The organism is Paenibacillus sp. FSL R10-2788 (assembly GCF_038003885.1).
Classification (GTDB): Bacteria; Bacillota; Bacilli; order Paenibacillales; family Paenibacillaceae; genus Paenibacillus_AQ; species Paenibacillus_AQ odorifer.
Genome location: NZ_JBBOQA010000001.1, coordinates 3,942,520 through 3,969,071 on the forward strand (window position 1 = coordinate 3,942,520; position 26,552 = coordinate 3,969,071).

15 protein-coding genes are annotated in these 26,552 nt (G+C 42.6%); 7 read left to right on the forward strand and 8 right to left on the reverse strand.

The window, feature by feature from the left end:
- Window positions 1-15: 15 nt before the first annotated feature.
- The gene (locus tag NSQ50_RS17485; RefSeq protein ID WP_036688097.1) at window positions 16-2,769 is read right to left on the reverse strand and encodes a glycoside hydrolase family 2 protein; all 2,754 of its coding nucleotides are present in this window, start codon (window positions 2,767-2,769) and stop codon (window positions 16-18) included.
- Window positions 2,770-2,912: 143 nt separating this feature from the next.
- On the opposite strand from NSQ50_RS17485, the gene NSQ50_RS17490 reads away from it, so the two are divergent.
- On the forward strand, window positions 2,913-3,845 hold the full coding sequence (locus tag NSQ50_RS17490; protein ID WP_235219558.1) for an ArsR/SmtB family transcription factor: 933 nt from the start codon (window positions 2,913-2,915) through the stop codon (window positions 3,843-3,845).
- Between the two features lie 129 nt (window positions 3,846-3,974).
- On the opposite strand, the gene NSQ50_RS17495 is transcribed toward NSQ50_RS17490, so the two are convergent.
- From NSQ50_RS17495 to NSQ50_RS17520, 6 genes are all read right to left on the reverse strand, one after another.
- On the reverse strand, window positions 3,975-4,349 hold the full coding sequence (locus NSQ50_RS17495; protein ID WP_036688098.1) for an iron chaperone: 375 nt from the start codon (window positions 4,347-4,349) through the stop codon (window positions 3,975-3,977).
- A gap of 19 nt (window positions 4,350-4,368) precedes the next feature.
- A complete protein-coding gene (locus NSQ50_RS17500) occupies window positions 4,369-4,743 on the reverse strand; it encodes a DUF4180 domain-containing protein (RefSeq protein ID WP_036688100.1) in 375 nt (124 codons plus the stop codon).
- On the reverse strand, window positions 4,724-5,263 hold the full coding sequence (locus NSQ50_RS17505; RefSeq protein WP_036688102.1) for an ankyrin repeat domain-containing protein: 540 nt from the start codon (window positions 5,261-5,263) through the stop codon (window positions 4,724-4,726). Before NSQ50_RS17505 ends, NSQ50_RS17500 begins: the two co-directional genes overlap by 20 nt.
- A 161-nt stretch (window positions 5,264-5,424) precedes the next feature.
- A complete protein-coding gene (locus NSQ50_RS17510) occupies window positions 5,425-9,819 on the reverse strand; it encodes an Ig-like domain-containing protein (protein ID WP_340900641.1) in 4,395 nt (1,464 codons plus the stop codon).
- A 133-nt stretch (window positions 9,820-9,952) separates the two neighbouring features.
- Complete coding sequence (locus tag NSQ50_RS17515) at window positions 9,953-11,044, reverse strand: response regulator (RefSeq protein WP_036688106.1); 1,092 nt, start codon at window positions 11,042-11,044, stop codon at window positions 9,953-9,955.
- Between the two features lie 3 nt (window positions 11,045-11,047).
- The gene (locus NSQ50_RS17520) at window positions 11,048-14,158 is read right to left on the reverse strand and encodes an ATP-binding protein (RefSeq protein ID WP_340949636.1); all 3,111 of its coding nucleotides are present in this window, start codon (window positions 14,156-14,158) and stop codon (window positions 11,048-11,050) included.
- A gap of 1,224 nt (window positions 14,159-15,382) precedes the next feature.
- Between NSQ50_RS17520 and NSQ50_RS17525 the strand changes: the two genes are divergently transcribed.
- The 6 genes from NSQ50_RS17525 (at window position 15,383) to NSQ50_RS17550 (ending at window position 25,621) form a co-directional block, all read left to right on the forward strand.
- On the forward strand, window positions 15,383-16,030 hold the full coding sequence (locus NSQ50_RS17525) for a hypothetical protein (protein ID WP_036688165.1): 648 nt from the start codon (window positions 15,383-15,385) through the stop codon (window positions 16,028-16,030).
- A 481-nt stretch (window positions 16,031-16,511) separates the two neighbouring features.
- Window positions 16,512-17,300, forward strand: coding sequence for a MerR family transcriptional regulator (locus NSQ50_RS17530; protein WP_036688167.1), 789 nt, complete (start codon window positions 16,512-16,514; stop codon window positions 17,298-17,300).
- The gene (locus NSQ50_RS17535) at window positions 17,297-17,974 is read left to right on the forward strand and encodes a GNAT family N-acetyltransferase (protein ID WP_036688169.1); all 678 of its coding nucleotides are present in this window, start codon (window positions 17,297-17,299) and stop codon (window positions 17,972-17,974) included. Before NSQ50_RS17530 ends, NSQ50_RS17535 begins: the two co-directional genes overlap by 4 nt.
- The gene (locus NSQ50_RS17540; protein ID WP_036688171.1) at window positions 17,958-18,965 is read left to right on the forward strand and encodes an alpha/beta hydrolase family protein; all 1,008 of its coding nucleotides are present in this window, start codon (window positions 17,958-17,960) and stop codon (window positions 18,963-18,965) included. The genes NSQ50_RS17535 and NSQ50_RS17540 overlap by 17 nt, the downstream gene beginning before the upstream one ends.
- A gap of 837 nt (window positions 18,966-19,802) precedes the next feature.
- On the forward strand, window positions 19,803-21,833 hold the full coding sequence (locus tag NSQ50_RS17545) for a bacterial Ig-like domain-containing protein (protein WP_076225201.1): 2,031 nt from the start codon (window positions 19,803-19,805) through the stop codon (window positions 21,831-21,833).
- 122 nt (window positions 21,834-21,955) lie between these two features.
- Window positions 21,956-25,621 (forward strand): S-layer homology domain-containing protein, encoded by a 3,666-nt coding sequence (locus NSQ50_RS17550; RefSeq protein WP_076225202.1) that lies wholly within the window; start codon window positions 21,956-21,958, stop codon window positions 25,619-25,621.
- A gap of 78 nt (window positions 25,622-25,699) precedes the next feature.
- On the opposite strand, the gene NSQ50_RS17555 is transcribed toward NSQ50_RS17550, so the two are convergent.
- Entirely contained in the window at window positions 25,700-26,479 is a 780-nt protein-coding gene (locus NSQ50_RS17555) for an AraC family transcriptional regulator (protein WP_038571704.1), read from the reverse strand.
- Window positions 26,480-26,552: the final 73 nt, after the last annotated feature.

Genomic DNA, 26,552 nt, shown 5'->3' on the forward strand with positions numbered 1-26,552 from the left:
GCACATCGAGGTTATTTAGCGATAACGAATCAACAAGTCCAATGGATAACGACCTGCATTACGGCCATACAAAGCTAATCCGCCCTCCTCTGCTTGCAGCTCCAAACGAAAAACACGATTGCGATCCAGCTTCGCTGCTAACTGCCCCGGTACACTTGCCTTGCATAGGTAGCCGTAAGATCCAGCCTCATCCAGCTTATTCGCTATTGGCTGATAATGCCAAGACAAAATCCCTCTGCTATCTGCCGGATCATCCGGTAAATAGAAAGAACCAATCCGCTGCCCATCCACCAGAACGTTCACTCTGGAAGGATGACGCTCTTCATCCGTCATATAATACGTATTCGGATTATATTCCACCCTCGCATCTGCCCCATGCATAAGATCAAGGCCCATATCATTAAGCTTCGTACCTTCAACATGCCGCGCCAGCAATCGTTTAGCACTTGCTTCGAACATGATCTCGATCTCACCAATCATTGATTTATCTGCTGCATCTGGCAGTGTAACCTCGTATACATACTGACCTTGCCCAGCACCATTGATCTTAGATCCTTGGATAGCATCCCATTGATGCTTAAAGTTATATTCGGTATATGCTCCCACTGGAATTTGAATAAATTCTCCTTCACCTTTAAACAATACAGCGTTATTACCGCCTCTTACATCGAAAGTAATGAAATTCCGCGTGATCGCTTCACCCTTCTCATTAATCAGAGAAACAGCAAGTATTGCAGCCGCCTCCTGACCAGGCATTGTTATGTTCAAAGAAGGAAGTATAGTATTTCCAAAGTTATCCCATTTCACAGACATATGTCCACTTTGCGCAGTGACCCGAGTCCCCAAATTGTCGTACCACAGTTCCCATTTCAGCTTCAAATTATGACCGTGATAGCTGTCCGCGAAGCTGGAACCTAGCAAAGGTACTTTAACACTCTGCCCTGCTTCTACTGTCTGGCATGGAGGAGCATCTATCACGATAAAATCTGGAGAATGCAGATCCGCAATCGTCATCCCGGGAACAAAATCCCCATATCCAAAATCCTTATCGCTCCCGTCTAGCCGGTAATAACCATTGAACTCATTCGTAACATCACGGAATTCAGTAAATACGAATCCACATAGCTTATCATGCCGCCGGAATTCATTCATCATATAGCGGTAATGCCATGCCAAATCACTGTCCCCTGCACCACCTTCTATCCCCCACACGTTACCGCATTCGCTGTTCATTAGAGGGGCATCAGACTGTACGTTGCCGCCAATACAGTTAAACTCCGACCCTGGGAATGTTTTATCTACAACCTCATTTAAGTGGGCTTGCAGCTGCTCGTAACCATTAATGTAAAAGTGCCATGTATTAATATCCGATTCCACATGATCATAATTACACGGCGAGTTATCCTCAACAATTCTAGTCGGATCAAGCTGCTTCGCCCAGCGATATTTCTCCCGCACCCATTCCTGTGTCTCTTTAAGATAACTACTCTGCTGCTGTACATCACTTGTGAGGCCAGCCTTCTGAGCATCTGTCTTCAAACCCCAGGTCTCATTGAACATAACCCACGAAAAAATAGATGGATGATTATAATCTCGTTCAATCACCTCAAGGGCTTCACTCTCATAGGAGGCTCTGGCTTTGTCATCTGGATTACCCCAGAAACAAGGCATATCTTCCATAACAAGAATGCCCAGCTTATCCGCCCAATACAGCTTACGGGGTTCTTCGGGCTTGATATGAATTCGCACCATGTTTAGTCCCAAACGTTTCATTAGATAAATTTCATCCCGCATGTCTTCATCCGTTGGATAGGTGAAATAACCTGTCTTGTGATAGGACTGATCAAGAGTGCCGTTCAAATATATCGGCTTGCCATTTAAGGTGATCCACCGATAATCACGATCGTCAAAGCGGGCAGTCTGAATTTCGCGAATTCCGAAATAAGTGCTGACTGTATCTGTACCAAACGATCCACTAAGCTGCAGTTCACCTTCGTATAAATAAGGAGTTTCTGGACTCCACAAATGCGGATTGGGAATATCGATAGACAGCTTACATTCGTTCTCCCCCGCTATAAGCTGCAGCTTCTCTGTATGAACAACGGAATGATCAGCGAATTGCAGCGTAAAATCTGCCGAACCCGTTTTATGCGCAATTATTCTTGTAGTTACCTTCACCTGTCCATCTATACTGGTCACAAACTTTGCATCTTTCATATAAGTTTCGGGGCGTGCTTCAAGCCATACAGGCTGCCAAATTCCACGGATTTCTCCATATCCTTGTTTGCCCCGCGCTTGATAAGCATGATCGAAATCCTCAGCTCTTACGACAATATTATTCTCACTGTTAGCTGCCCAGTAAGGTGTAACATCAAATTCAAATGAACCATATCCACCTTGATGTGAACCTACATGTTCTCCATTTATCCACACATCACATGAATAATCTACTGCCCCAAAACGTAAAAATAATCGTGTTTGTTGGTCGATAGCCTGCCCATTCACGGTGCGTCGATACCAGCCGATTCCTTGTTGATCGCAGCCAATTCCGGATAAGGGACTTACCCAAGAAAAAGGTACAGTGATCATTGAATCGTAAGCGATTTCAGGATTGGAGTACCATAACGCCTTCATACCTTCGTTGTTCGGATCAAAGTTAAATGACCATTGCCCATTCAAATTCATCCATTCCTGACGTTGCCAATGTGGATGAGGGTGTTCAGATCGAGGAATCTCAAGTGTCTCAGAAGCTAATATAGAAGTTGTCATTTGGCGAGCACAGCCTTTCAAAATAAGAAGTTGAGCCCATTTTAGCACCAGTATATGATTTTCGCAATGTTTATTATGATTTTACAATATCCATTCTTCATTGTACAATAACCTCAACCCATCCTAAACGAAAAGGAACAAATATGATGAATGATATTTCACAAGAAACGATACGTTATCCCGCGTCACGCATTTTAGATGTAGCTAAAGCACTGTCTGGTGACGTCCGCGTCCGCATTCTTGAAGCCCTTGGCGAAAAGCCTATGAGTGTCAGTCAATTAGCTGAGACGTTAGGTGTAGCTCAGCCAACCATATCTATCAATGTGCAGACATTAGAACAGGTTAATCTTATCTCGTCTACGCAAGGAGCAAATCGCGAAAAAATCTGTGCGGTTACCTGTCGCTCTATTCATCTCGATCTCCCTTCGAAACTAGGGGATGGCCTGCATCAAACCGAGGAAATACATATGCCCATCGGCATGTTCTCCCGCTGCTCCATACAACCGTCCTGTGGGATGGCCGGAAAAGATGGTGGCGTCATTGGCTCCCAGGATGATCCAAGAGCATTCTACATGCCTGAACGAGTCGATGCCTCACTCTTATGGTTCGCGGAAGCGGGTTATGTCGAATACTATTTTGCCAACCCCCTGCCTCCAGGCGTCGAGTTGGATGAAATCCGCATTTCGGCAGAAGTATGCTCAGAAGCCCCTTCGTTCCGAGAGGATTGGGCCAGTGATATCAGCTTATCCATCAATGACCAGTTAGTCGGGACTTGGACTTGCCCCTCCGATTTCGGTAACCGCAAAGGGAAGCTGACCCCTGAACGTTGGAGAAGTGGAACTGAATATGGAGCTCTTACTACATGGAGTGTCTCTAAATCGGGCAGCAGCTGTAATGGTTCTCTCTCATCTTCCACTACAATCAGCTCTTTAAAGCTGGCGTTTAATGAACCTATTCGTGTACGTTTTGAAATTCGGGAGGATGCACTCAATAAAAGAGGATTAAATCTGTTCGGAAGTGGGTTTGGGGACTATGCCCAGGATATTATACTGGCATTCGTACGACGTCCGCAATGAGGATAGAAAGGCAAGAAGTGCCTCGTAAGAGGATCCAAATGTTCACTAGCTTCAAGAAGAAGATCAACAATGGATACACACTTCCAGCCCTAGCCAGACGTACAACTCTATTTCATACCAGTAGACGCCTTATTTTGCTTCAACTTTTTTTAGATTCTCAGAGACTCTGAAGGTTACAATCTTGCTAATTAATTCATAAGGCATAGGCTTATCAATGGGGAATTGAACGGAACCTTTAGCACCTTTATAGCCTGATAATTCATCTTTAAAAGCATTAATTCCACTTGGTGTGGGGTAGAATCCAATATGCTTGGGATAAGCAGCGAAATGCACCAAATTTCCGTGTAATGCAAAAGTAGGCATCTGATAGCTTATTTTTTCCTCTGCTTCCGGTGCCGCCTCTTTTATCACCTTTCTTAACGTATTAAGGATTTCCTGAACCTCAAGCGAAAACCCGGAAATATAGGCATCGATCGATTCATATGTGATTTTACTTTCATCCATGATATATCTCCTCTCTGGATCATCTCCACGATTTGCATAAATGAAGGGCTGCTAAAGCCTCAGCTTCAGTACTTTTGAACAACATCTTATCGCCTTGATTGCATTCGTAAATAAAATCATTCAGACTTTTGCTGTTATAGCTTGTAAATTCTCCTACGATAGCAACTCTCATCTGATAGTTTGTATATTTTTGAGCAATCTCACCAGCAATTCCAGACTTTAGCTCGAAAAAATCATCCGTAATCTGTTCCTTCCTCAGAAGCATTTTATCGCATCCTTGGTATTTCACATTCATCATTAAGTCTAAGGCATCCCTTACATTATTGATAATGATCTCTTCTCCAGAGATTATAGCTACCGTTGAATCATTCTTATCATCCACTGTGATTTTCATTCAAGACTACTCCTTTTCCGCGGAGAAATTCTGCAACATTATGATTACTCTGCTTAATCGCAACCGACCATGCAGATTCACCACTTTTAATTTTAGCAGAAATGTCGGCGCCATGTTCGATTAACAACTCTATTAGTTCTACATTATCCGTATGAAAAGCAGCAGAATGTAAGGAAGTATAACCATCACTATCAAATATATTGGTCTTGGCCTGATGTTGCAAAAGAACCCGGATCACCTCCATATTTCGCTCACCAGCAATTGCCGCATGTAATGCTGTGTTGGATGGAATATAGCTGATTCGGGAATGTGACATTGCATCAATGTCAGCACCATAGTCTAACAAAACCTGAACAGCCTTCACTTTACCAAAATGCGCGGCATAACCAAGCGGTGTAAGACCTTCGTTATTCTCCATATTCGCAAGGTTCGAATGAGCTTCCAGGATTTCTTTCAGCCGTTCTACCTGGCCTGATTCTGCTGCCTGAAATACATCATTAATGATTGGATTTATTTCCATAGATTTCGCCTCTTTTCTAATTATCGTATAAACGATCTAAGTTATTTTTTCTGGATAACTAGCCATTCTCCTGCTTGGCTAACCATAAAAAGAAAAGAGGACTCGTTCAATGTTCTTTGAACGAATCCTCTGTCTTCATCACAATTCTGGAGCTTAGTAGATTAAATTAAATCCGACTTTTCAAGTAGCCGCTTCACGATCTCTGCAACCTCAGCTCTTGTCATATCATCTTTTGGAGCAAGCCCTTTACTGCTTCTTCCCATGATAATGCCTGCCTGCAAAGTGTCAGTAACTCCACTGATCGCCCAGTTAGAAACCTCACTACTATCTGTAAATGGAGCTAACAAAACGTCAGCCGATTGAACAGAAAGCTTAGTCTGTAGCGCTGTAATTTTCATCGCTTTGGCGATAATTAACATCGCTTGTTCGCGGGTAATATGTTCATCAGGGCGGAACATACCATCTTCAAAACCATTGATTAATTGATAAGCAAATGCTGTGTTGATCGCACTGTTATACCAATCCGTGGTCTTTACATCTGAGAATGGTGTTGCAGCTTGTTCCATCTCAAGTCCCAGACCGCGTACAACAATCGCCGCAAACTCTGCACGGGTAATGGCTTGATCCGGAGTAAATTGACCATTACCTGTTCCCTCAATGACTAATCGAGAGCCCATATCGTTCACTGCCTCTTTTGCCCAGTGATTAGCCACATCACTAAATTCAAGCGGATGCCAGATTACGGAGTAAGTACCTCCGCTTAAGCTGTTGATAGTAGCAAAATATTTGCCATCAATTACAACCACTTTAGTAGGTACATGGTGTACCGAACCTTCGGAATCAACATACACTCCAGTTGTAATCTTGTTCGGGTCCATCCCCTCAGGAATGGCTATGGTACGTTTAACATACGTATTGAATTGGGAAAGTTCAATACTCTTATCTCCGTAGATACCTCTGGCCGTAAAATTAACTGGCGCGGAAACTAATGAAAAGGATCCTTTTTGCGCAGCTGCTTCTAAAGCTTTAACTTTATCGGCTGTAGGGGCGCTAATTTCAATCTGTATCTTAATATCTTGCAAAGCTACCGACTTGCCGATTTGCTCGTTCAAAGCGTCAATATTAATTTGCTGAGCAGGCAGTGTAAATGTCGCATTTCCTGTTTTGATCTCAAGAATTGCCTGATTACCCTGCATATTTTTAACCATTTGTCCGTTTAGTTCGCCAACTATAACATCAGATTTACTATTTGCAGCGATAGAAACTACCGTACCTTTACCTTCAGTGGCGAGCTTTTCCTCTAGCTTCTTCTGATCTAACACAATGGTGGTTAACGTTTGCTCATTCCGTTTACCATTCGTTGCGGTTCCCACTGTTTCCGCTTTACCATTGATTAGGATGGAAGCATCATTGACCACAGGTGCCGGAGTTGCTGATGGGGTTGGTTGCCACGGAACAACAACATCACCACCAGATGAAGTGCTAGGAACAACTGCATTGGACTCAGCAGAGGATTCGCTGATGCCAGCTTTATTGATTGCCTGTATCGTGAAGGTATAGCTTGTTCCATTCGTCAAACCACTGATTGTCAGCGGACTTCCAGTTCCCGTAACCGTCAAACCTCCCGGATTAGCAGTTACAATATATCCTATGATTTCGCTGCCTCCATCGTTCACCGGCGGTATAAAGGTGATGATTGCTTGACCATTCTCTGCAGTTGCAGTTACAGATGTTGGAATTCCTGGTGCTGTAACTGGCTTAACAGGAGCCTTCACAGTGACGGTTGTAGAAGCCGTATAACTTCCATCTTTCGTCGTTACCGTAATGATGGCTGTTCCCTCACCAATCGGAGTTACTACTCCATAAACAACCTTAGCTACTGTCTCATCGCTGGAGCTCCAGATTACACCTTTATTTGTCGCATTAGCAGGTGCTACTGTAACTTGTAGATTCCCGTCGCCTTCACCCACCGTTAAGTTAAGTTCTGTCTGGTCTAAAGTCACCCCAGTTACGATAACGCTAGGTGGCTTAGGAGCGGCTACATTAACTGTGGTTGAAGCCTTAAAACTTCCATCTTTGGTCGTTACCGTAATAACTGCGGTACCCTCTCCAACCGGAGTTACCACTCCGTTTACTACGGTCGCAACTGTCTCATCGCTAGAGCTCCAGATCACGTCTTTATCCGTTGCATTGGCAGGCTCTATTGTTGCTTTTAGAATTCCATTAGCTTCACCAGCTGTTAAATTCAGTGTCTCCTGATCTAGCTTCACTCCAGTTACGTCCACAACCGGCGGGATTGGAGCACTTACACTAACTGTGGTTGAAGCCTTAAAACTTCCATCTTTCGTCGTTACCGTAATAACAGCTGTACCCTCACCAACCGGAGTTACCACTCCGTTTACAACGGTCGCAACTGTCTCATCGCTAGAGCTCCAGATCACGTCTTTATCCGTTGCATTGGCAGGCTCTATTGTTGCTTTTAGAATTCCATTAGCTTCACCAGCTGTTAAATTCAGTGTCTCCTGATCTAGCTTCACTCCAGTTACGTCCACAACGGGTGGGATTGGGGCACTCACATTTACTACAGACGAAGCAGTAAAACTTCCATCAGTAGTCGTTACCGTGATGATCGCTGTTCCAACGCCAATTGGAGTTACCACTCCGTTTACAACGGTCGCGACTGTTTCATCGCTAGAGCTCCAGATCACGTCTTTATCCGTTGCATTGGCAGGCTCTATTGTTGCTTTTAGGAGTCCATCAGCTTCTCCAGCTGTTAATTCCAGTGTCTCCTGATCTAGCTTCACTCCAGTTACGTCCACAACCGGCGGGATTGGAGCACTTACATTTACTACAGACGAAGCAGTAAAACTTCCATCAGTAGTCGTTACCGTGATGATCGCTGTTCCAACGCCAACTGGAGTTACCACTCCGTTTACAACGGTTGCAACAGTTTCATCACTAGAGCTCCAATTTACTGTTTTGTTCGTGGCATCAGCAGGTGTTACTACGGCACTAAGTGTGTCCCCTGCTTCTCCTTGCGTTAAACTCAGTGATGGTTTATCCAAAGACACTCCGGTTACGATTACATCCCCCGTATTGTTTACCGTCACATTAAAAGTGTAGGTGTTGTTTAATGTTCCATCACTTACTTTGACTGAAATCACACTGGTGCCAAAAGCATTCGCTGCGGGTGTTATTTCTAAAGTTCGTTGCTCACCACTTCCACTTATTTTCAGTCCATTATTCGGAATTAAGAGCGTATTCGAGGAAGTAGCTGATACTTGTAGGTCATCTCCATCCACATCGAGGACTTTAAAGGATCGTGAGACCGACTTGTTTTTATCGGTTGTAGTATTCCCCATAAAACCTGTGTCCTGCTTCCAGGTTGCCCCAGTAATTGTACCGTTCTTAAGGGGAAGACCAGAAGTATTAATAGCGACATTCCCATCATTGCTATTCGCTAATTTATAGTTTAAAGCCAGATTAGGCTCCGAGCCTGTCAAGTCGACATTCATTTCTCGAACAATATCACTTTGGGTCTTGGCTTTACTCCAGAACCTCACGTCTCTCATTCCACCGTTATAATCTCCGTCCTGTCTCCACGTGCTTTTTCCAAGCCAGTTATTCGGACGTGCAACGTTGCCTACAGTACTTAAATCCATAGCCCCTTCTGCCTTAAGTACACCATCCCAATAAATCCGTCCCTTTTTCTGACTGTGATCATAAACAATCGCGACATGAACCCATTTAGAAATCGGGAAATCCTCAGTGACATTAATATCTCCCTTATTAGTGTAGGCAGTGAAATTCATCCGTTTGCCGTTAAAACCCACAAAAATATTGTGGTTCTGCTCTGCGATCGATGATTCAAAAAATCTCATCCAGGTCTGAAAAGCATCTACCTTCAAAAATCCTTCAACTGTAAAAGAATTCCCATAAATCCGTTGATCCGGGAAGGTCACATAATCCCCGTTGCCGTCAAAACTAAGATAGTCCCCACCATTTAGTTCTGTCAGATAAGGTGCATCGTTCACTGGATTTACAGTAATTACGGCTATACCCGGATCTGAGCTGAACGCGGCAGATACTGTGGTATTCGCATTTTTTTGATAATTTTGATAACCTGATGCTGTTGTATCCCATAGCTTAAAGCTAATGGAAGCAGTTCCGTTCCAGTCTTTAGCCGGGACAAAACGGATTTTCTCCGATTTCAGCAGCAGAAAAGCATTACTGTTCGACACCGGCTCGATATTATACCAAATTCTTCCCACCGTGTTGTAATACTGCCAGGCCCCTTTGGTATTATCTAAAGCTACTACAGCAATCCCTGTTGACGCTGGATCCGATACTTTTCCTGTCAAAAAGCTGGCTACCTCAACCCCTGCGTTGGAATAGTCATCTTCATTGATGGACGTTATTATAGCTGGGCTATTCTCGATCCAACCGAAACTAGCTTTTGCACTTATGATTGGAGTTTGCATAGGACCCACCCCCTGCACCACAAGTCCAGTACATAAAGAAATACTAATGCCTATTTTCATAAATGATGGCTTCAAACTCTATTTCCCCCTCTAGCATAAATCATGTCATTAATTCGACAATAATCGAGAGTATTATACAAAATTAAGATAAACAAAAAATAAACAAAAAAAGAACCCTCGATAACCATCCATTCGAAGGTTCCTTCCATTACAATAACTTCTGTTTCATTAACGCTTTGAGTTTAGGATCAGGTGTTGTTCCGAGCTCTTGCTGCAACATCTCTTCCAATTGGCCAAATTTCCGCTGTGCTTCATTCATTCGCCCTAATTCAATTAATAAGTTGATGATTTCATGATAGATGTCCTCTCGCAAGGAATCTAATTTTAATATTTCTCCAAAATAATGTAGTGCTTGATGCTGCTGATTCTGCTCTAAATGAAATCTTGCAGCCAGCTCCAGCAATCCTATATATTCATGCTCGAGTCTCCGGGTCCTGCTACTAGCCCATTCATAGGCTTTTCCTTTGAGTAATGCTCCTGAGTATAAAACTTCTGCTTGAATCATCCATTCAACATGTCTTTCAGAGGTTTGCCTGATTTGCTTTAACAATCGCTCAAATTCATACAGATCACAATAAATGCTGCTCTCTACTACATGAATTTCGTTCCTGCTTGCTTTTATATAATTGGCGCCGATTGCTTTTCGAATATAATACAGCGTCGAGTTCAGATTCTTCCATGCTTTTTCAGGCTCCAATCCGCTCCACAACGTGTCGATAATTTCCTCCCGGCTAACCGTTCCTTTACTAACCAGAAAAGCAAACAATTCTTCTGTTTTTGGACTTCTCAGCTTGATTAGCTCTCTGTTCTGCGTTCTGCGATACACTTTTAAACCATTAAACAAAAAAACTTCTAACGTAGGCTCAGCCGTTGTATTTCGATTCATTTTTTTGAGTTTCTCTAACGTCTTAGACAACCGCTCCGCAGTTACAGGCTTCAAAAGATAATCCACTGCACTTAGGTCAAAAGCCTGCAGCGCATACTCATCAAATCCGGTTACAAAAACCACATCTATCGATTCATCCAATTCATGCAAAAGGCTAGAAAGCTTCATCCCATTCGTCTCAGGCATAGAAATATCCAAAAAAGCTACATCTATCGGATTGGCCTTCGCAAAAGCATAGGCTTCCGCTGGATCCAAAAACGTCTCATAGACTTCAATCTCTCCGCTCTGCGATAAGATCCGCTTCAGGCGTTTTACCGATAACTCCTCATCATCTACAATAATCGCTCGCAGCATGCCTTAACCTCCCATCCGCTTAAGCTGCTGTATTGGAATTTCAAAAGATACCGTTGTGCCTAATCCTTCAGCACTTTGAATATGAATATTTTTTCCATATAATAGCTTGATGCGCTGACTGATATTCCACAGCCCCACCCCTCTTTTATCTACATCTGACTTCATTACTTCTTTCAATTTATGCTCACTCATTCCAGATCCATTATCCTCCACAATAAAGCTAATCACCGAATTCTCTAATTCTTTTACAGATATATTTACCGTGCCACCCCGCAAATTGGACATTAGGCCATGCCTTATTGCATTTTCGACCAAAGGCTGTAGAATCAGCGGAGGAATCCGGTAATCCGTATTAACTCTCACATCATATTCCACATTTAATCTGGCACCGAAGCGTGCTTTTTCAATATTGATATAAGCCTCTACCAGCTCAATCTCATTCTCCAGACTCGTTAGTGAATCCAGTTGTTTGAAATCAAAGCTGCTTCGCAAATACTGTGACAGCTGCAGTGTCAACTCTTCGGCCTTCTCAGGTTCTTCCACACATAGTTCAGCAATTGAATTCAGAGCATTGTATAAGAAATGAGGTTTGATCTGGGATCGTAAAAAAGCTATTTCGGCGTCTTTGGCAGTCTTCACGGAAGCTCTCAATCGGGTCAGACTTTTAACACGTGCCATTAGCTCTTCAGCTTCAAAAGGTTTTCCCACATAGTCATTTGCACCGTTATCCATGGACATCTTCATATCGCTCACCCTGTTCTTGGCCGTCAACATTAACACAGGCAGCTCAAAAGGAGTAAATCTCTCTCTAATCTTTTGCAGAACCTCGTAACCCGAAATGTCCGGCATGGTAATATCCAGTACCACCAGAAAAAAATCTGTGTTTTTCGCTAGCTCCTCAAGTGCCATCTGCCCGCGATTAACAACCACAATAGAATATTTCTCTAGCTTAAACAGATTGATCATAGATTGCAGATTGGCAAAATCATCGTCCACTACTAAAATGGGCTCATCGATCTCGCCTTTGATATAAAGGGGATAACCACCATGGGAGAAACTTAATTCTTTATAAGAATGTACCGCCTTAAGGGTAGGTCTCGTGATTGGCTTAACCGCTTTATCCCACCGTGGAAGTGTAAAAATAAACACCGAACCTTTTCCCACTGTAGATTCCACAGCTATGTTCCCGCCATGCAGTTCTACTAGCTTCTTAGTAATACTTAATCCGAGTCCTGTTCCACCATGACTATGAATCTCCGCCTCATCCACCTGCTCAAAAGCTTTGAAAATACGCTCCTGCATTTCCGGTGAGATTCCCAAACCTGTGTCTGCCACACGTACTTCCACCCACTCCTGAATAACTCTGGCACTAATCTCTATTTCACCCTGTTCCGTAAATTTAATCGCATTATCAACCAAGTTGTGGAAAACTTGAATCAGGCGATTGCCATCTGCATTCACCATAGGGAAATTCGAAGCGACTCTGTTAACGAGCAGGATCGACTTTTCTCCGAGCAGAAAAGAATGAATGCCAATGACGGAATCAACAACGGCTTTCAAATCCAGTTTGCTTTTGTATAATGTGATGTCTCCGTACTTCATTTTGGAATAATCGAGTAGTTCATTTACCATATGTGTTAATCTTCTGCCGCTCCCGATTACGATCGCTAGATTCTGCGCTTGTTTTTCATTAACTGGACCCTCAACCCCATCCAGCAGCGTAGCTGTAATGTTCACTATGGCATTTAGAGGTGTTTTTAGTTCATGTGAGGTGTTGGAAAGGAATTCATCTTTAATTTTATCCAGCCCAATCAACTGGTTTTTCATCTCGTCTATGGTATGGTAGGCTTCAAAAAAACGTAGAACAATCAGCACGATCATGATGATATTAAAAGCCACAATGTAAAACTGTCCGAGCCAAAGGTTCTCTTTTATAGATAGAGCAAACAGAATAATATCTATGGAATATAGATTAATAGCTAGAATCGCCATAAACATCAGCAGCAATTTGATTCTATTTACTTCTGCGCTTCTGATATACAGGGTGGCCACTCTACATAACATCCAAATTAACATCAGCTCATATAAAATAATCACATACGGATAAATGACCGTGTAAGAACGAATCGGCAGGATGGCGACCAGAATTATAAAGCTGCCTAAAACAATCGTTATGGCTTGAGTAAATTTTAAAGATATTATGCTTTTGTGCATTTGGTAAAAAAATATTGCGAGCACAATAAAGCAGGAGATGGAGCTTATATCCTTTACTTTGTAGAGCATTATGAACGAAAGTTTAGGGAAAAAGAGTAAGAGTGAACGCTCACCGATCAACCCATGATATATCGCAAACAGCAAACAAATAGTCGCAAACACAAGTAAAGAGTAATCCTGCTTACGGTATAAGGACGCTGCCCCAAAGCAGATAAAAAAGATAAGGGCAAGTGTGCCTAAAATAGCAACGGTGCTAAATTCACGGGCCGTACTCTTCTGCTGAACCTCCATCATTGCTGCTTCCTCACCAAAGGATAAAGAAACCGGAATGCCCCCATTTACATAATCGAAGTTGGAGACTTGAATTATGATTTCTACATCTCCCTTATCAGACGAAAAAAGCCCAATCTGCGGGATATTTCCTGACCGATAATCAGCTTCATTAGCAGCAGGATTACCATCCTCAATAACTGACTGTCCATTAACAAAAATCCTGCTTGAAAAGCGGATATTTGTTTTTTTCAAGGCGAATACCCCACTTACGGGCAGGTTTTTTAGAACCATCCGATAGGTGGCGGAACCGAAGGCGGGTAAAGGGCTTCCATTAACGATGTTGCCGTTCCACCGGGAGGGCACCTCCATCCAAGCTGAAGAAGCAGGTATATCTGCGCTACCCGCCCTAAAATGCTCAGGAGTTAATAAGTGATTCCAATAAAACTCCCATTCACCGTCTAACTTGATAATCTTATCCTGTTCGTAATCCCAATTTGCGAGATCCATGACTCCATGCTGCACTTGCAGGTGACTCCCTTGTTTATCGTGACCCATAAGAATGGATAGAGGAATCGCAGATAATAAAATTAAACCAATCAGATAGATAAGTAATGTCCTTTTGAGCATCGTATCGGCCCCTTTTATGGAAGAGTAAAGCTGCAGCAATCACCAGGGCCATCCTGCAACACGTGTTGAAGAGTAAAAAGTTTAGATGAACATAGATAATTCTATAAAATTTTCTGATTTCCTTCACAATTCGACAAAGTAATGGGCCTTTATTAGGATTTTTTTCTGAAAAAGCGGGACTTGTATGAAAAGATGGTCTGATATGACCATGATGAGTAGGATGACGGTGTGAGCACGATGAGTAGGATGACGAAATGAGCACGATGAGTAGGACGACGGTATGAGCATGATGAGTTTAATTGACGAAATGAAAGGACCAGTTGGGCGACTTGTGCTACTTTGGCAACTCGAATGTATCTGCCGGGCGCTTGCGGACTCAGGAGACCTTATTTGCTGAAAAATGAGGTTTTTGCCACGCTATCGGACTCAGTTGCAACTATTCGCTCATAACTACCCCATTTTGAGTCGATTTGCAGCTAATAAGAGCTTTGCAGTCCGTAACTTTTGGAATACGAGCGAAAATGTACGAATAGCTGCAATACGGTCCGTTCATGCTGGAGTTACACGACTTTGGGACATGGAAGACATGGACACAATGATAATCTGACGACTTGGACTAGATAGACAATTCTGACGTCGTTGGGAACTCTGAATACTTACACCGCGCGCATGCGGACTCAGGAGACCTTATTTGCTGAAAAATGAGGTTTTTGCCACGCTATCGGACTCAGTTGCAACTATTCGCTCATAACTACCCCATTTTGAGTCGATTTGCAGCTAATAAGAGCTATGCAGTCCGTAACTTTTGGAATACGAGCGAAAATGTACGAATAGCTGCAATACGGTCCGCAACGTTCGAAAATGAATAATGATATTGCGCAGAGCACGTAATCCATTTTTGCGGATCAGTTACCACATGATGATCGTCCTAGAAAAGCCATGCGGCCGCGCGGGGGAAGAATCCGCTTTTAGAGTAACTATTAACTTCAGCAAATTCAGCTCGTTCACCCTGCTAGCTTCCTTCATCTAAAACCTATTTGGATTCGTCATCCTTATACACAGTAACTCATTGAAGAAATCCTCAGCACTCGTTATAATAGCAACTATAGGTCGTGAAGAACACGCCGCTTTTATACAATCTCTATCCTGGGTAAGCTCAGGAGGAATTGTATGGGAGCGGCTTTTTCTTTTTTCAAAAAAAATTACTTAAGGAGGATACACAAAATGTCCAGATTCGAACAGCAACTAGAGGAATGGTTACAGATCAACTTGGATAAGGAGAACAATCCCCGCAGACAGGAGCTTCTTGCAAAAGGGTTGGGCTATGGAACAGTCGAATTTCTACGTGCGGTATGGTTTCCTGCTGTAGGAAACTTCAACTACTTGTTCCCCGAATGGGAAGTGCGCGATTTCAACAATGGTTATCGTTATCTTGATCTGGCCTATATGCCAGGTGGAGCAAAGGGCGGAATTGAGATTCAAGGCTACGGTCCGCATGCTAGAGATCTTGATGTACGACGATTCAAAGATTTATGTAGACGCCATTCCTTATTATCGCTAGACGGTTGGACCTTCCTATCCATCGCCTATCCCTCAATCACGGACGAGCCTCAGCTATGTCAACAACTAGTACTCGCATTCATCGGCAAATTCATGGCTTCAGACGTGCCCTCTTCATTAACTTGGTTAGAAGCTGAAACACTTCGTTTCGCAAGACGTCTTCTGCGTCCTTTCACACCTGTTGAACTCACCCATCATCTTAGAGTCACTAATCGTCATGCCCGACGTGTTTTACATGAGTTAGTTGAACAGCAGCTACTAGAGATCGTCGGTGGAAAAGAACGGAATCGAAGCTATCAGCTTAGAATGTGATGATTTGATTTGATTAGTTTGTTTTGATTAGTTTGGTTTGATTAACAAAGTTACGTTCGGACCGTATAGCTCTTATTTCCCAATTATCTTCGTTTTCGCCACGCTATCGGACTCAGTTGCAACTATATGCTCATAACCACCCCATTTTGAGTCGATTTGCAGCTAATAAGAGCTATGCAGTCCCTAACTTTTGGAATACGAGCGGAAATGTACGAATAGCTGCATTACGGTCCGTAATGGCAACTCTAAGGTCATACCAGCAAGGCTCATACAAAAAAATGATCATGAATCTAATCCGTTGCACCCCCGCATTGTCCTTCCAAAATCTAAGTCTTTTTCAATACCACCCATTACTATTACTAATCATTATTTAGAAAAAAAGTGCTCTGCTTATCCCGTATTTTAATCGACGCTTGACCTTAGGTCTGACCTAAGGTTTATAGTTATTTTATCAAATAACTTACAGTTAGGAGCACCGCCCTTGAATCCGTACCTTACAATTGGAGAACTATCAAAACTTATGAATGTATCTATCCACCAGATTCGATATTTTGAAGAAAAAGAAATCCTGTTTCCATCCTATATAGACAATAATCAGTACCGGATGTACGGCATCGATGAGATCTATCAATTGGCACATATCCTGTTGCTCCGCAAATTAAACATCCCTGTCAGTACCATTAACCAAAGTATGAATAAATCCGCAACGAATGACTACCAACAGCTGTTAGAGAAATCGCTAAACAAAATCAACTCAGAAATAAACCAATTAATAATGCTGCAACAATTTATACAAAAGGTACTAAAAGAACATGCAGATTATGGCAACATGGAGGGGGATTATCAAATTAAACATGTGGACAATCGTTATCTGAAAAAGTGGTTGGTGCTAGAGGATAACGAAACACTAACTGCACGAAGTTTATATGAAAAAAGACCGCAGAACCATCATTTATTTGAAACAGATTTGCATTATGTATACGATTCTGAACAAGTAACCTTATGCTTTGAAACCATTGAAACCACTCCCGCCCCTGACATTTTTTTAGAAAAAGGGTGCTATCTCTATAAAGCATTTTTTGTAACAGACGATCAGGATGTAGATCATGAAATTGCCAAGCTGGAACACTTTTTAAATGGGCATCACTACATGGTATTGGGACCAATCATCATTCTGGAAAAATCGTACCTATCCATGTTTAACAACGACAAGCTTCATTATGAGCTTCAAATTCAAATCGAGCATGCCCTAGCTGATACTACTAAATGAGTACAAACGAGGTTATCATCGCCCATTACCAGGAACAAGATCGTGAGGCTGTAAGCAGGCTATTGGTAGATGCATTTCACGGGAAATTTCACTCTCTCCTCTCTCTCGAGGACAATGAAATTGCTGATCTACTTATAAGACTTTGGGAACAAGATTCTTCTTCCTTATCATCTAAACAAATAATCGCTTATGAAAACGGAGAAGTGGTTGGCACTATCTACTTAAAATGGCAGGATACGCTCTCCCTTAAAAAAGGATCAATTAAACCACTAAATCGGGCTCCCTTTTTGCAGCTATTCAAGAAATTTGGATACTTAAATGTTTGTAAGTTAATCCTTGGGTTATATTTTTTGGATTATCAACCTAGAGCAAAAGAGTGTTATGTGGCTCATTTGGCTGTTCGGTCCAGTCACCGCAATAAGGGAATTGGCAAAGAGTTGCTGGGTTGGGCGGCGGATTTTGTAAACAGTCATTCTAAGGTTGAAAAATTAACGCTACATGTTGCTAACAAGAATAAACGAGCCATTAATATGTACCAGCAGTTGAACTTTGAGATCCATAAATCTAACTATAGCGCGGTAAGACATTTACTTTTTAAAGAGCCTATTTGGCATTACATGACAAGAAAAACATCGCTACAATCTGGGGGATCAATGAATGAAAAAGAAAATTAAGCTAACTGTCTGGATGATTACCATTTCGTTGTTAATTGCAGCGGTCTTGTTCGTACTACAGCAACATTCTTTCTCAATGACTGAGCAAAAAATTGAAATTGATACGCCTCAAGGTCAACTAACAGGAACCTTAGTTCTGCCCGAAAGCTACTCTGGAACCGTCGGACTGGTAGTTTTTGTTCATGGGGATGGCCCAGTTAATGATACTTACGATGATGGATATAAACCTTTGTGGGAAAAGCTCGCCTCTGCCGGATATGCTTCCTTATCTCTTAACAAACCAGGTATTGGGGGTTCCTCAGGGAACTGGCTAGAGCAAAGCATGGAGGATAGAGCACAAGAAACTATATATGCGATTAACTGGGCTAAAGCCTTACCTATGATTGATGCCCAAGCTATTGGTTTGTGGGGAGCAAGTCAGGCGGGCTGGGTGATTCCCAAGATTGTTAAAAAAGTGCCTGATCTCGCCTTCAGTATTCTTGTATCCCCCGCCATTCAATGGATTTCTCAAGGACAATACAATACCAGACAAGAGATGATTTTAGAAGGTTTTTCGGAAAAGGAGATAAAAAAGAGAGAAGATTATAACGCGCAAATCCTACTGCTACTTAAGGAACAGGCGTCATATGAAAGTTACTTGCGAATTGCACAATCGGACGATTTAATTTCCAAAGAAAAATGGGGTTTTTTCTCTAAAAATTATCAGTCAGATGCGAGTGAGGATTTAAAAAACTTCACTACTCCTGTCCACTTAGTTCTTGGCGGGCAAGATATAAATGTAGATGTTGAGGAAACCGAACGTATTTACCGTGAAAAAATTCCTAAAAACCTACTCTCCGTCTTCTATCTTCCTGATGCTGATCACTCTATGCTCTCAAAAAAGAATGCCTCATCACCATTAAGAACATATTTGACCGCAGTCTTTTTCCCACGACATATTGTTGTTGAGCAATATTTAGATGATTTGGTTCACTTCGTAAGCCAGTTTTAATCTGTTTGCCATCCATTAATACACTCTCGCCAGTTGAACTCCCTACGTTCGGACCGTATAGCCCCTATCTGCCAATTTTCTTCGTTTTCACCACACTATCGGACTCCGTTGCAGCTATTTAATCTAAAGCACCCCTCAAATCCACTTTTTCAGCTCATTAAGAGCTATGCAGTCCGAAACTCAGGGAAAATGAGCGAATTAGCAGAAATAGCTGCATTACGGTCCGTAACGACAACCGCGGAAGGAATTACCCACAGCCAAGCCCGTATTTTGGCTTTGATTTTTCCACAAACTAAGCATTTTGTAGAATACCTAAGTCTGTAACCACTCAACTCCCTACGTTCGGACCGTATAGCCCCTATTTGCCAATTATCTTCGATTTCACCACGCTATCGGACTCAGTTGCAGCTATTTACTCAAAAGCACCCTTCAGATACACTTTTTCAGCTCATTAAGAGCTATGCAGTCCGAAACTCAGGGAAAATGAGCGAATTATGCGAAATAGCTGCATTACGGTCCGTAACGACAACCGCGGAAGTAATTTAGGCTCAAAAGGTCACGGACTTCCACTGCGAACGTACTTATCGGCAGTTTCGGCGCCCGTAAACACCACGCCAGCGTGCTAACCACCAACACCAAGCTCCGAAAACTCCACATAAGTAGCAGAAGCAAAGGCATAAACCGGGTGTCATTAACTCAGATTCTCCCTCTCCTACTGCATAAACAGCGTTATATGGCGTATTGATTATAGCTGTACGCTTTAGTGATAACGTATAATTTCGGATGATCAAGCTTAGCTTTGGTCAAAATCGATCATATAAGGAGAGGTTTTAATCATTGAGAAAACAACAACGTTTGTTAGCCATGCTCGTAACCTTCCTGCTTTTGTGTTCCTCTTTTCCGTTATCGATGTTTGCAGAGGAAGCACCTGATCCTTATGAAGGAATGATTAACATTCAAAGTGAATGGCAAGGCAGCGTATTTGGTGATGTTGGGGGGCAAGACAAGATTACTGCAGCCAACTTTGGCATTACGGAGAACACGGATGGATCAGCTACACTGCGAAGCTCGAACGATAGAGGCAAAGTATCGGGCAGCACGGAAGGTATCGCTTATTACTTTAAAGAGGTTGATCCAAGTGTTAATTTTGAGTTGAAGGCAACGGCTCACGTGGATGCTTGGACAGCCAATAACCAAGTTTCCTTCGGAATAATGCTGCGCGGCAATGTGTGGGATAACCAATTCGGAGCCTACTCTGGAGATTACGTCGGCGTGGGTGCTTTGGATCAAGAAATGAAAGCGTTTCACAAATTGCAAAATACAAGCCTACAGAAACTTGGGTACGTGTTTGATAACGTTAATCGCCCTGCCCAAGGAGAGAATTACGAATTAAGCATCAAAAAGACCGGAAATCTGTATATTGTCCGCATCGGCAATGAAACCAAAACGATCGAAAGCTTTGACGGCTCCATTCAATATGCGGGCCTTTACACCGCTAGAAATACTACGGTTACGTTCCGTAATATTCAATTCAGTCAAGAAGGTCAAATCGAGCTAGGACCTTGGGGCTTCAGCACCTTTGGAGGCAATACTAGTCCAGCTAAGAACCCCGAACCTATAATTGAAAGTCCAACCTCTGTAACGATGACGACCTACGGTGGCAAAATCTCCAGCAGCGATGAGGGAATATCTTTTTATTCGAAAGAGATTCCTGTGGATGCGAACTTTGAACTGAAAGCGACCGCTTCAGTGATTGCTTTTAATAGCAATAGCACTGTCAGCACACCTAACCAGAAATCCTTCGGTCTTATGCTCCGCGACAGTATTAGGACGAACGGAGATACAAGCACAACCACTTCTAACTATGCGGCGGTGGGTGCTTTGGATCAGGTAATGAAAGGTTTTTATAAAAAAGACACCCAAGTGAAGTTAAATCCTTTTAGCGATATCCAAGCCCCGTCCGCAGGAGCTGTATATTCGCTAAGTATTAAAAAATCAGGAGATACTTATCGATTAAGTGTGGGTGATCAGACCGAAATCATAACACTGGACGATACGTTCACAGATACTCTTTTTGCCGGAATCTATGTAGCTAGAGATGCAACTGTTACTTTCAGTGACATAGACATCCAGCTTGAATCCAAAATCGTAACCAGCTTAACCGCTGATACCAGCGCAATGACGAAAACCACTTATCTGGTTGGTGAATCCCTTGATTTGACTGGATTAGTCGTTAAGGCTATTTTTTCTGATGAGAGTGAGGCCGTTTTGTCTTCTACGGATTATATTGTTACAGGCTTTGATAGCAGCAAGGTTGGAGAAAATATCATAACCATTAACTACAACGGTGCTTTCGTGAGCATTCCTTTGCAAATCGTTCCATTATCTATGACCTCATTATCAGTGAAGTATTATCCAGCTAAAACCGTATATTATCCAGGGGATACGTTCGATCCAGAAGGTCTTGTTCTTGTTGCCAATTATAATGACGGCTTCTTGACCAAAGAACTGACCAGTGATCTTTATTCCCTCTCCATTAACGGACAACCGGTCAGCGATTTATTACCGTATCTATTTACGCAATCAGGCTCCACAGCGGTATCCGTTACTTCAACAGAGGCGCCGGCAATCACAACGACCTTTAATGTGGAAGTAAAAGCAGCGACGTTATCCGCTTTAGAAATTCGAAATGAACCTAAACAAACACTCTACTATATCGGTGACTCCCTCAAACTAGAAGGACTTGTGGTTTATGCTCATTACAGTGATGGTACACAGATTCGGCTGTTGAACAATGAATACAAAGTCTCTCCTCTCGACACCACGACTCTGGCGATAAAAAAATCACAATTGCGCATAAAGGCTTAATAACCTCTTTTCAAGTTAAGGTCAACGTTAAAAAACTAGTAGGCATCGAAGTCACCAGCTATCCTAAAACTACCTTTTTTATTAACGACAACTTTGACAGCAAAAATCTGCTCGTATCCAAAGTGTATGATAATTCAGATAGAGAGAAGCTAAACAGCTATACGCTCGACACTTCCAAGTTCGACAATCAGGCAGCTGGATTGTATGAAATTGGTATACTCCCTACCGATTCTTCTATTAAGCCCATTACGTATTCCGTTACAGTAAAAGAAAAGATGGATCCCATTTGGAAAAGCATTCAATTCGGTCAGTCCACTTCAGCTGCTAACAATCAGACGATTGTCAACGAGGATGGATCCGCCCAGCTGATCGCTTTGGAAGGCGGCGGTAAAGTCACCGAAGATCATGACGGCATTACCTTCTATTACACCGAGCTAGATGCTTCGGAAGATAATTTCGTGCTGTCTGCGGATGTCCAAGTGTTGGCTTTTGCAAAAAATCCATATGACGGGCAAGAATCTTTTGGCATTATGGCACGTGACGTCATCGGCACACAAGGAAATTCTAGCGTCTTTGCATCCAATATAGCTGCCCTCGGTGGTTATAGCGGTGGGACGAAAAGCGATCTGGGCACACAGCTTTTTGTCCGCACTGGAGTTGAAAAAACGGATGGGACTGGCAGTAAAGGGATTCAAACCATCATGCTTCAAAAAGAACGTCCGGCACCTGCCAATACTGTTCCTGCAGCACCTTACCATTTAACGTTAGCAAAGACGAATAGTGGTTTTACAGGACAGCTCAATAATGGCCAGCAAGCTATTCATTTCACACCAGACATTCTTAGCGTACAGGATTCAAAAATGTACGTCGGATTCTATGCCGCTCGTTTAGCCACAATTAATGTAAGCAATATTCAATTAACAGTCACTTCAGCAGCTACAGATTCTCCTAAAATAGAACCACCTGCGACTCCCGTCACACCTAGCTTAAATATACTTTCACTAAGTAAAACCTCAGATCCAGCTTACCAAATGATTGTGCGCTCTAATGTCAACGGAACGGTGACGTTGAAGCAAGGTTCTACGATCATCGCTCAGGATATCGAGGCAATAGCTGGTAAACGTCTTTCTATTCCCACGAGACTTCTTGATCAAGGAGATACGAACTTTAGCATTACTTTTTTACCAGATGATACTCAGTATTTGACCTCTTATGAGAAGATTATCAGCAACTTTACCGTCACCCTAAAAAGTTATAACGAAGATGATGAGATCTACGTATCGCCCACCGGATCAAGCTCCGGAGATGGAACGATCAATCTCCCACTTGATATCGATACTGCGATTGATTTCGTTAAACCAGGTCAGCATATTATTGTGCTTGAGGGTCGTTATGTGCGGAAATCACCACTTGAGATTAAAAAGTACAATGTTGGTAAAGCCTCCGCCAAAAAGTATATAGAAGCAGCACCAGGAGCAAGACCTATCTTTGATTTTGACAAAAAAACAGAAGGCGTTCTCTTGAGCGGAAACTATTGGCATGTGAAGGGACTTGATTTCACTCGCTCAGCTGGGAATACCAAGGGCTTTACAGTGGGAGGCAATTATAACATCGTTGAAAATAGCCGTTTCTATGCGAATGGTGACACTGGTTTACAAATCAGCCGAACAGATGGTACCGCGATAGAAATCAGTGAATGGGCTTCCTACAACTTAATTCTCAACAGTACCTCTTTCGACAACCGTGATCCATCCGACAATAATGCCGATGGCTTTGCGGCAAAATTGACTGCGGGTGTTGGTAATATTTTTAGAGGTTGTCTGGCGCATAACAATATCGACGATGGCTGGGACTTATATACGAAAGCAGGCTCAGGAGCGATAGGTTCAGTGCTGATTGAGCACAGCGCCGCCTTCAACAATGGGTTCTTAACAGACGGAACCGTAGGTGCCGGTGATAAAAATGGCTTCAAGCTTGGTGGCGAAGGCATTCATGTCACACATACCATTCGCGATTCAATCGCCTTTGGTAATGGCGCTTATGGTTTTACAAGCAATAGTAATCCAGGTGTGATCGCCATCAACAACATCGGATTTAACAATATGCGTGGTAATATAAGCTTCACCACTTATGATCACATTACTGCTGACTTTACGATTGACGGTTTCTTATCTTACCGAACTGCCAACATTGCAATAGACCAATATCCAGCTTCTTTAGCTGCGGACAATAATTTCATGTTTGACGGTACGCGATCGGCGAATAAATCAGGTTTAGAACTGACCGATTCTAACTTTGTCAGCTTAAATCCTGTAGTCAATTACTCTCGGGATGCTGACGGGAATATAATCTGGGGCGATTTCTTGAAGTTCATTCCTTTTGATGGACCGGAACCAAGTCCGACGGCTTCTCCAAGTCCGACCGCTTCTCCGAGCCCGACCGCTTCTCCGAGCCCGACGGCTTCTCCAAGTCCGACTGCCTCACCGAGTCCGACGGCTTCTCCGAGTCCGACTGCCTCACCGAGTCCAACGGCTTCTCCGAGTCCGACGGCTGCCGTGAGCTCAGGCAGTTCCGGATCATCGGTTGGAGATTCGGCCACTACTATACTCCATTTGGACGGTAGCGTAAGGATTGAGATACCTACTACTATGAATGGAGAAAAAGCTAGCGCAATATTGACTGAATCTTCCTTACAAAAGATTATCAATTTAGCCAAACCTAATTCCGCAGGCCACAAAATCCTAAGAATTCAGCTCGTAGAGGAACAATTCTCAAATGTTGGCTCATTTGAAGTCACTCTCCCTGCCGCTGCATTTCTTGTTGGAACTTCCACATTGCAGCTTGAGATCAATACAACACTAGCTACCTTTGTACTTCCGGATAATCTATTCCCGGCGAAGACACTGGACAATGTGAAGACAGTTACTTTGCTCCTCAAATCTGTCGATACAACAGGAAGTTTAAAGAAGCGATTGGGTGAACGTTTGCTTATTGATTACGAGCTACTTTTGGATGGTACAACAGTTCAATTAGAGAGCTTAAATTCAGCCATACAAATTGGGCTTCCTTATCTAGAAGCTGTACCTCCATTGAGCAACACCTTTATTGTAGTGTGGAACGTCAATGAGTACGGAGTCATCCAACCGGTATTAGGCGGGAATTATGATTCAGATAAGAAGCAAGCTATTTTCTCAACAACAAATTCATCTGGACAATACGCCGCCGTTTACAATCACAAAACGTTCAGGGATATAACAGATTCTCATTGGGCGAAGTTTATTGTAGAAGTACTAACATCAAAAGGTGTCATTAATGGTGTAACGGAAACAGAGTTTAGACCCGAACAGACTATTACACGTGCAGATTTCGCACTTTTATTAGTTAGAGCTATAGGTCTATCCGCAGCAGAAGGAAATAGCTTTGCTGATGTGTCACCTAACGATTATTTTTATGAGGGACTTATGACTGCTCAGAAATTAGGGGTCGTTACGGGCCAAACCGACGGTCTTTACCACCCTCATGATTCCATCTCCAGACAAGAGATGTTTGTTATGGCAGCTAGGGCATTGAAGGCTGCAGAGGTATGGAAATCGAATACGACCTCTTCCTCTGCATTAGACGGCTACACTGACCATAATCAAATTTCTAATTATGCGGCAAATGATATTGCGGCGCTGGTATCAGCAGGTCTCATTAAAGGAGACTCTCAGCAGCAGCTTACACCAACTGCCCATTCCACACGTGCCGAAGCAGCCATGCTGATTTACAGAATTATGATGCAACAATAAAAAAAGAAGAACTCCAAGACCACTATACTCGTGGTTTTGGAGTTCTTTTTATCCTCTTCCCTACCGTCTTAAAGTCTTCTAGTTCATTTTCTTATCAGGCGGATTGGAAACCCGATACCCTTTCGGCGATTGATGGGTGATTTTCTGAAAATTCCGATGAAATGACCGTAAGTTGCTATAGCCGCAAAGGTTGGCGACTTCACCAATAGTCACATTCGAGTTTTTTAATATATAACATGCGTGTGAGATCCGATAGTGATTCAAGTAATCTGTGAAGGGTATTTTCATCAGCTGGACAAACAGCTTTGATAAATACGGGTAATCATATTGCAGATGTTTTGCTACAGCTTTTAATGTGCAATCGGCAGAATAATTTTGTTCTACAAAAAGCAGGATTTTATAGAGCACCTTTGTTTGCGGGGACTGTTTGACCGGAGCAAATGATGTCTGACAGATCAACCCCGCGCATACACCATACAGGAAACTTTTCTGGCTATAAATCGAATCCAGCTTTGAACAATCAGGTTCATTCACAGCATGGAGGACATTGTCAGTTGGAATAAAGCTTTTATAATTCATGTGAAAATCACCTATCAATTCTGTGGAAAAAAGGATCACCATAATCTCCGAAAAATCAATCGTCTCAAATTCATGCATCTGATTAGGAAAAATAAAAACCAGATCATTTTTCTGCACCTGATAGCTTTTCCCATCAATGGTGATAGATAACTGCCCGTCGTTGACATAAATAATCTCAAATGCCCGATGAAAATGAAGTGGAAAATGATAGTTTTTCAAGGGAATGAGTTTAAAGTAATCTTTTTCGCCGACACCATGTTTTTCAAAAAAGGGCCACAAGTAGATTCTCCTTCACGAAAACACTAATTTTGTCTTAAAGTGTACTATATAAAGTATAGAACTAACAACGTTA

Excerpts from the sequence above, each read along its gene's own strand:
- NSQ50_RS17490 (WP_235219558.1), top strand. The coding sequence starts at position 2,913 with ATGATGAATGATATTTCACAAGAAACGATACGTTATCCCGCGTCACGC.
- NSQ50_RS17505 (WP_036688102.1), bottom strand. The coding sequence starts at position 5,263 with ATGGAAATAAATCCAATCATTAATGATGTATTTCAGGCAGCAGAATCA.
- NSQ50_RS17495 (WP_036688098.1), bottom strand. The coding sequence starts at position 4,349 with ATGGATGAAAGTAAAATCACATATGAATCGATCGATGCCTATATTTCC.
- NSQ50_RS17525 (WP_036688165.1), top strand. The coding sequence starts at position 15,383 with ATGTCCAGATTCGAACAGCAACTAGAGGAATGGTTACAGATCAACTTG.
- NSQ50_RS17540 (WP_036688171.1), top strand. The coding sequence starts at position 17,958 with ATGAAAAAGAAAATTAAGCTAACTGTCTGGATGATTACCATTTCGTTG.
- NSQ50_RS17485 (WP_036688097.1), bottom strand. The coding sequence starts at position 2,769 with ATGACAACTTCTATATTAGCTTCTGAGACACTTGAGATTCCTCGATCT.
- NSQ50_RS17520 (WP_340949636.1), bottom strand. The coding sequence starts at position 14,158 with ATGCTCAAAAGGACATTACTTATCTATCTGATTGGTTTAATTTTATTA.
- NSQ50_RS17500 (WP_036688100.1), bottom strand. The coding sequence starts at position 4,743 with ATGAAAATCACAGTGGATGATAAGAATGATTCAACGGTAGCTATAATC.
- NSQ50_RS17515 (WP_036688106.1), bottom strand. The coding sequence starts at position 11,044 with ATGCTGCGAGCGATTATTGTAGATGATGAGGAGTTATCGGTAAAACGC.
- NSQ50_RS17535 (WP_036688169.1), top strand. The coding sequence starts at position 17,297 with ATGAGTACAAACGAGGTTATCATCGCCCATTACCAGGAACAAGATCGT.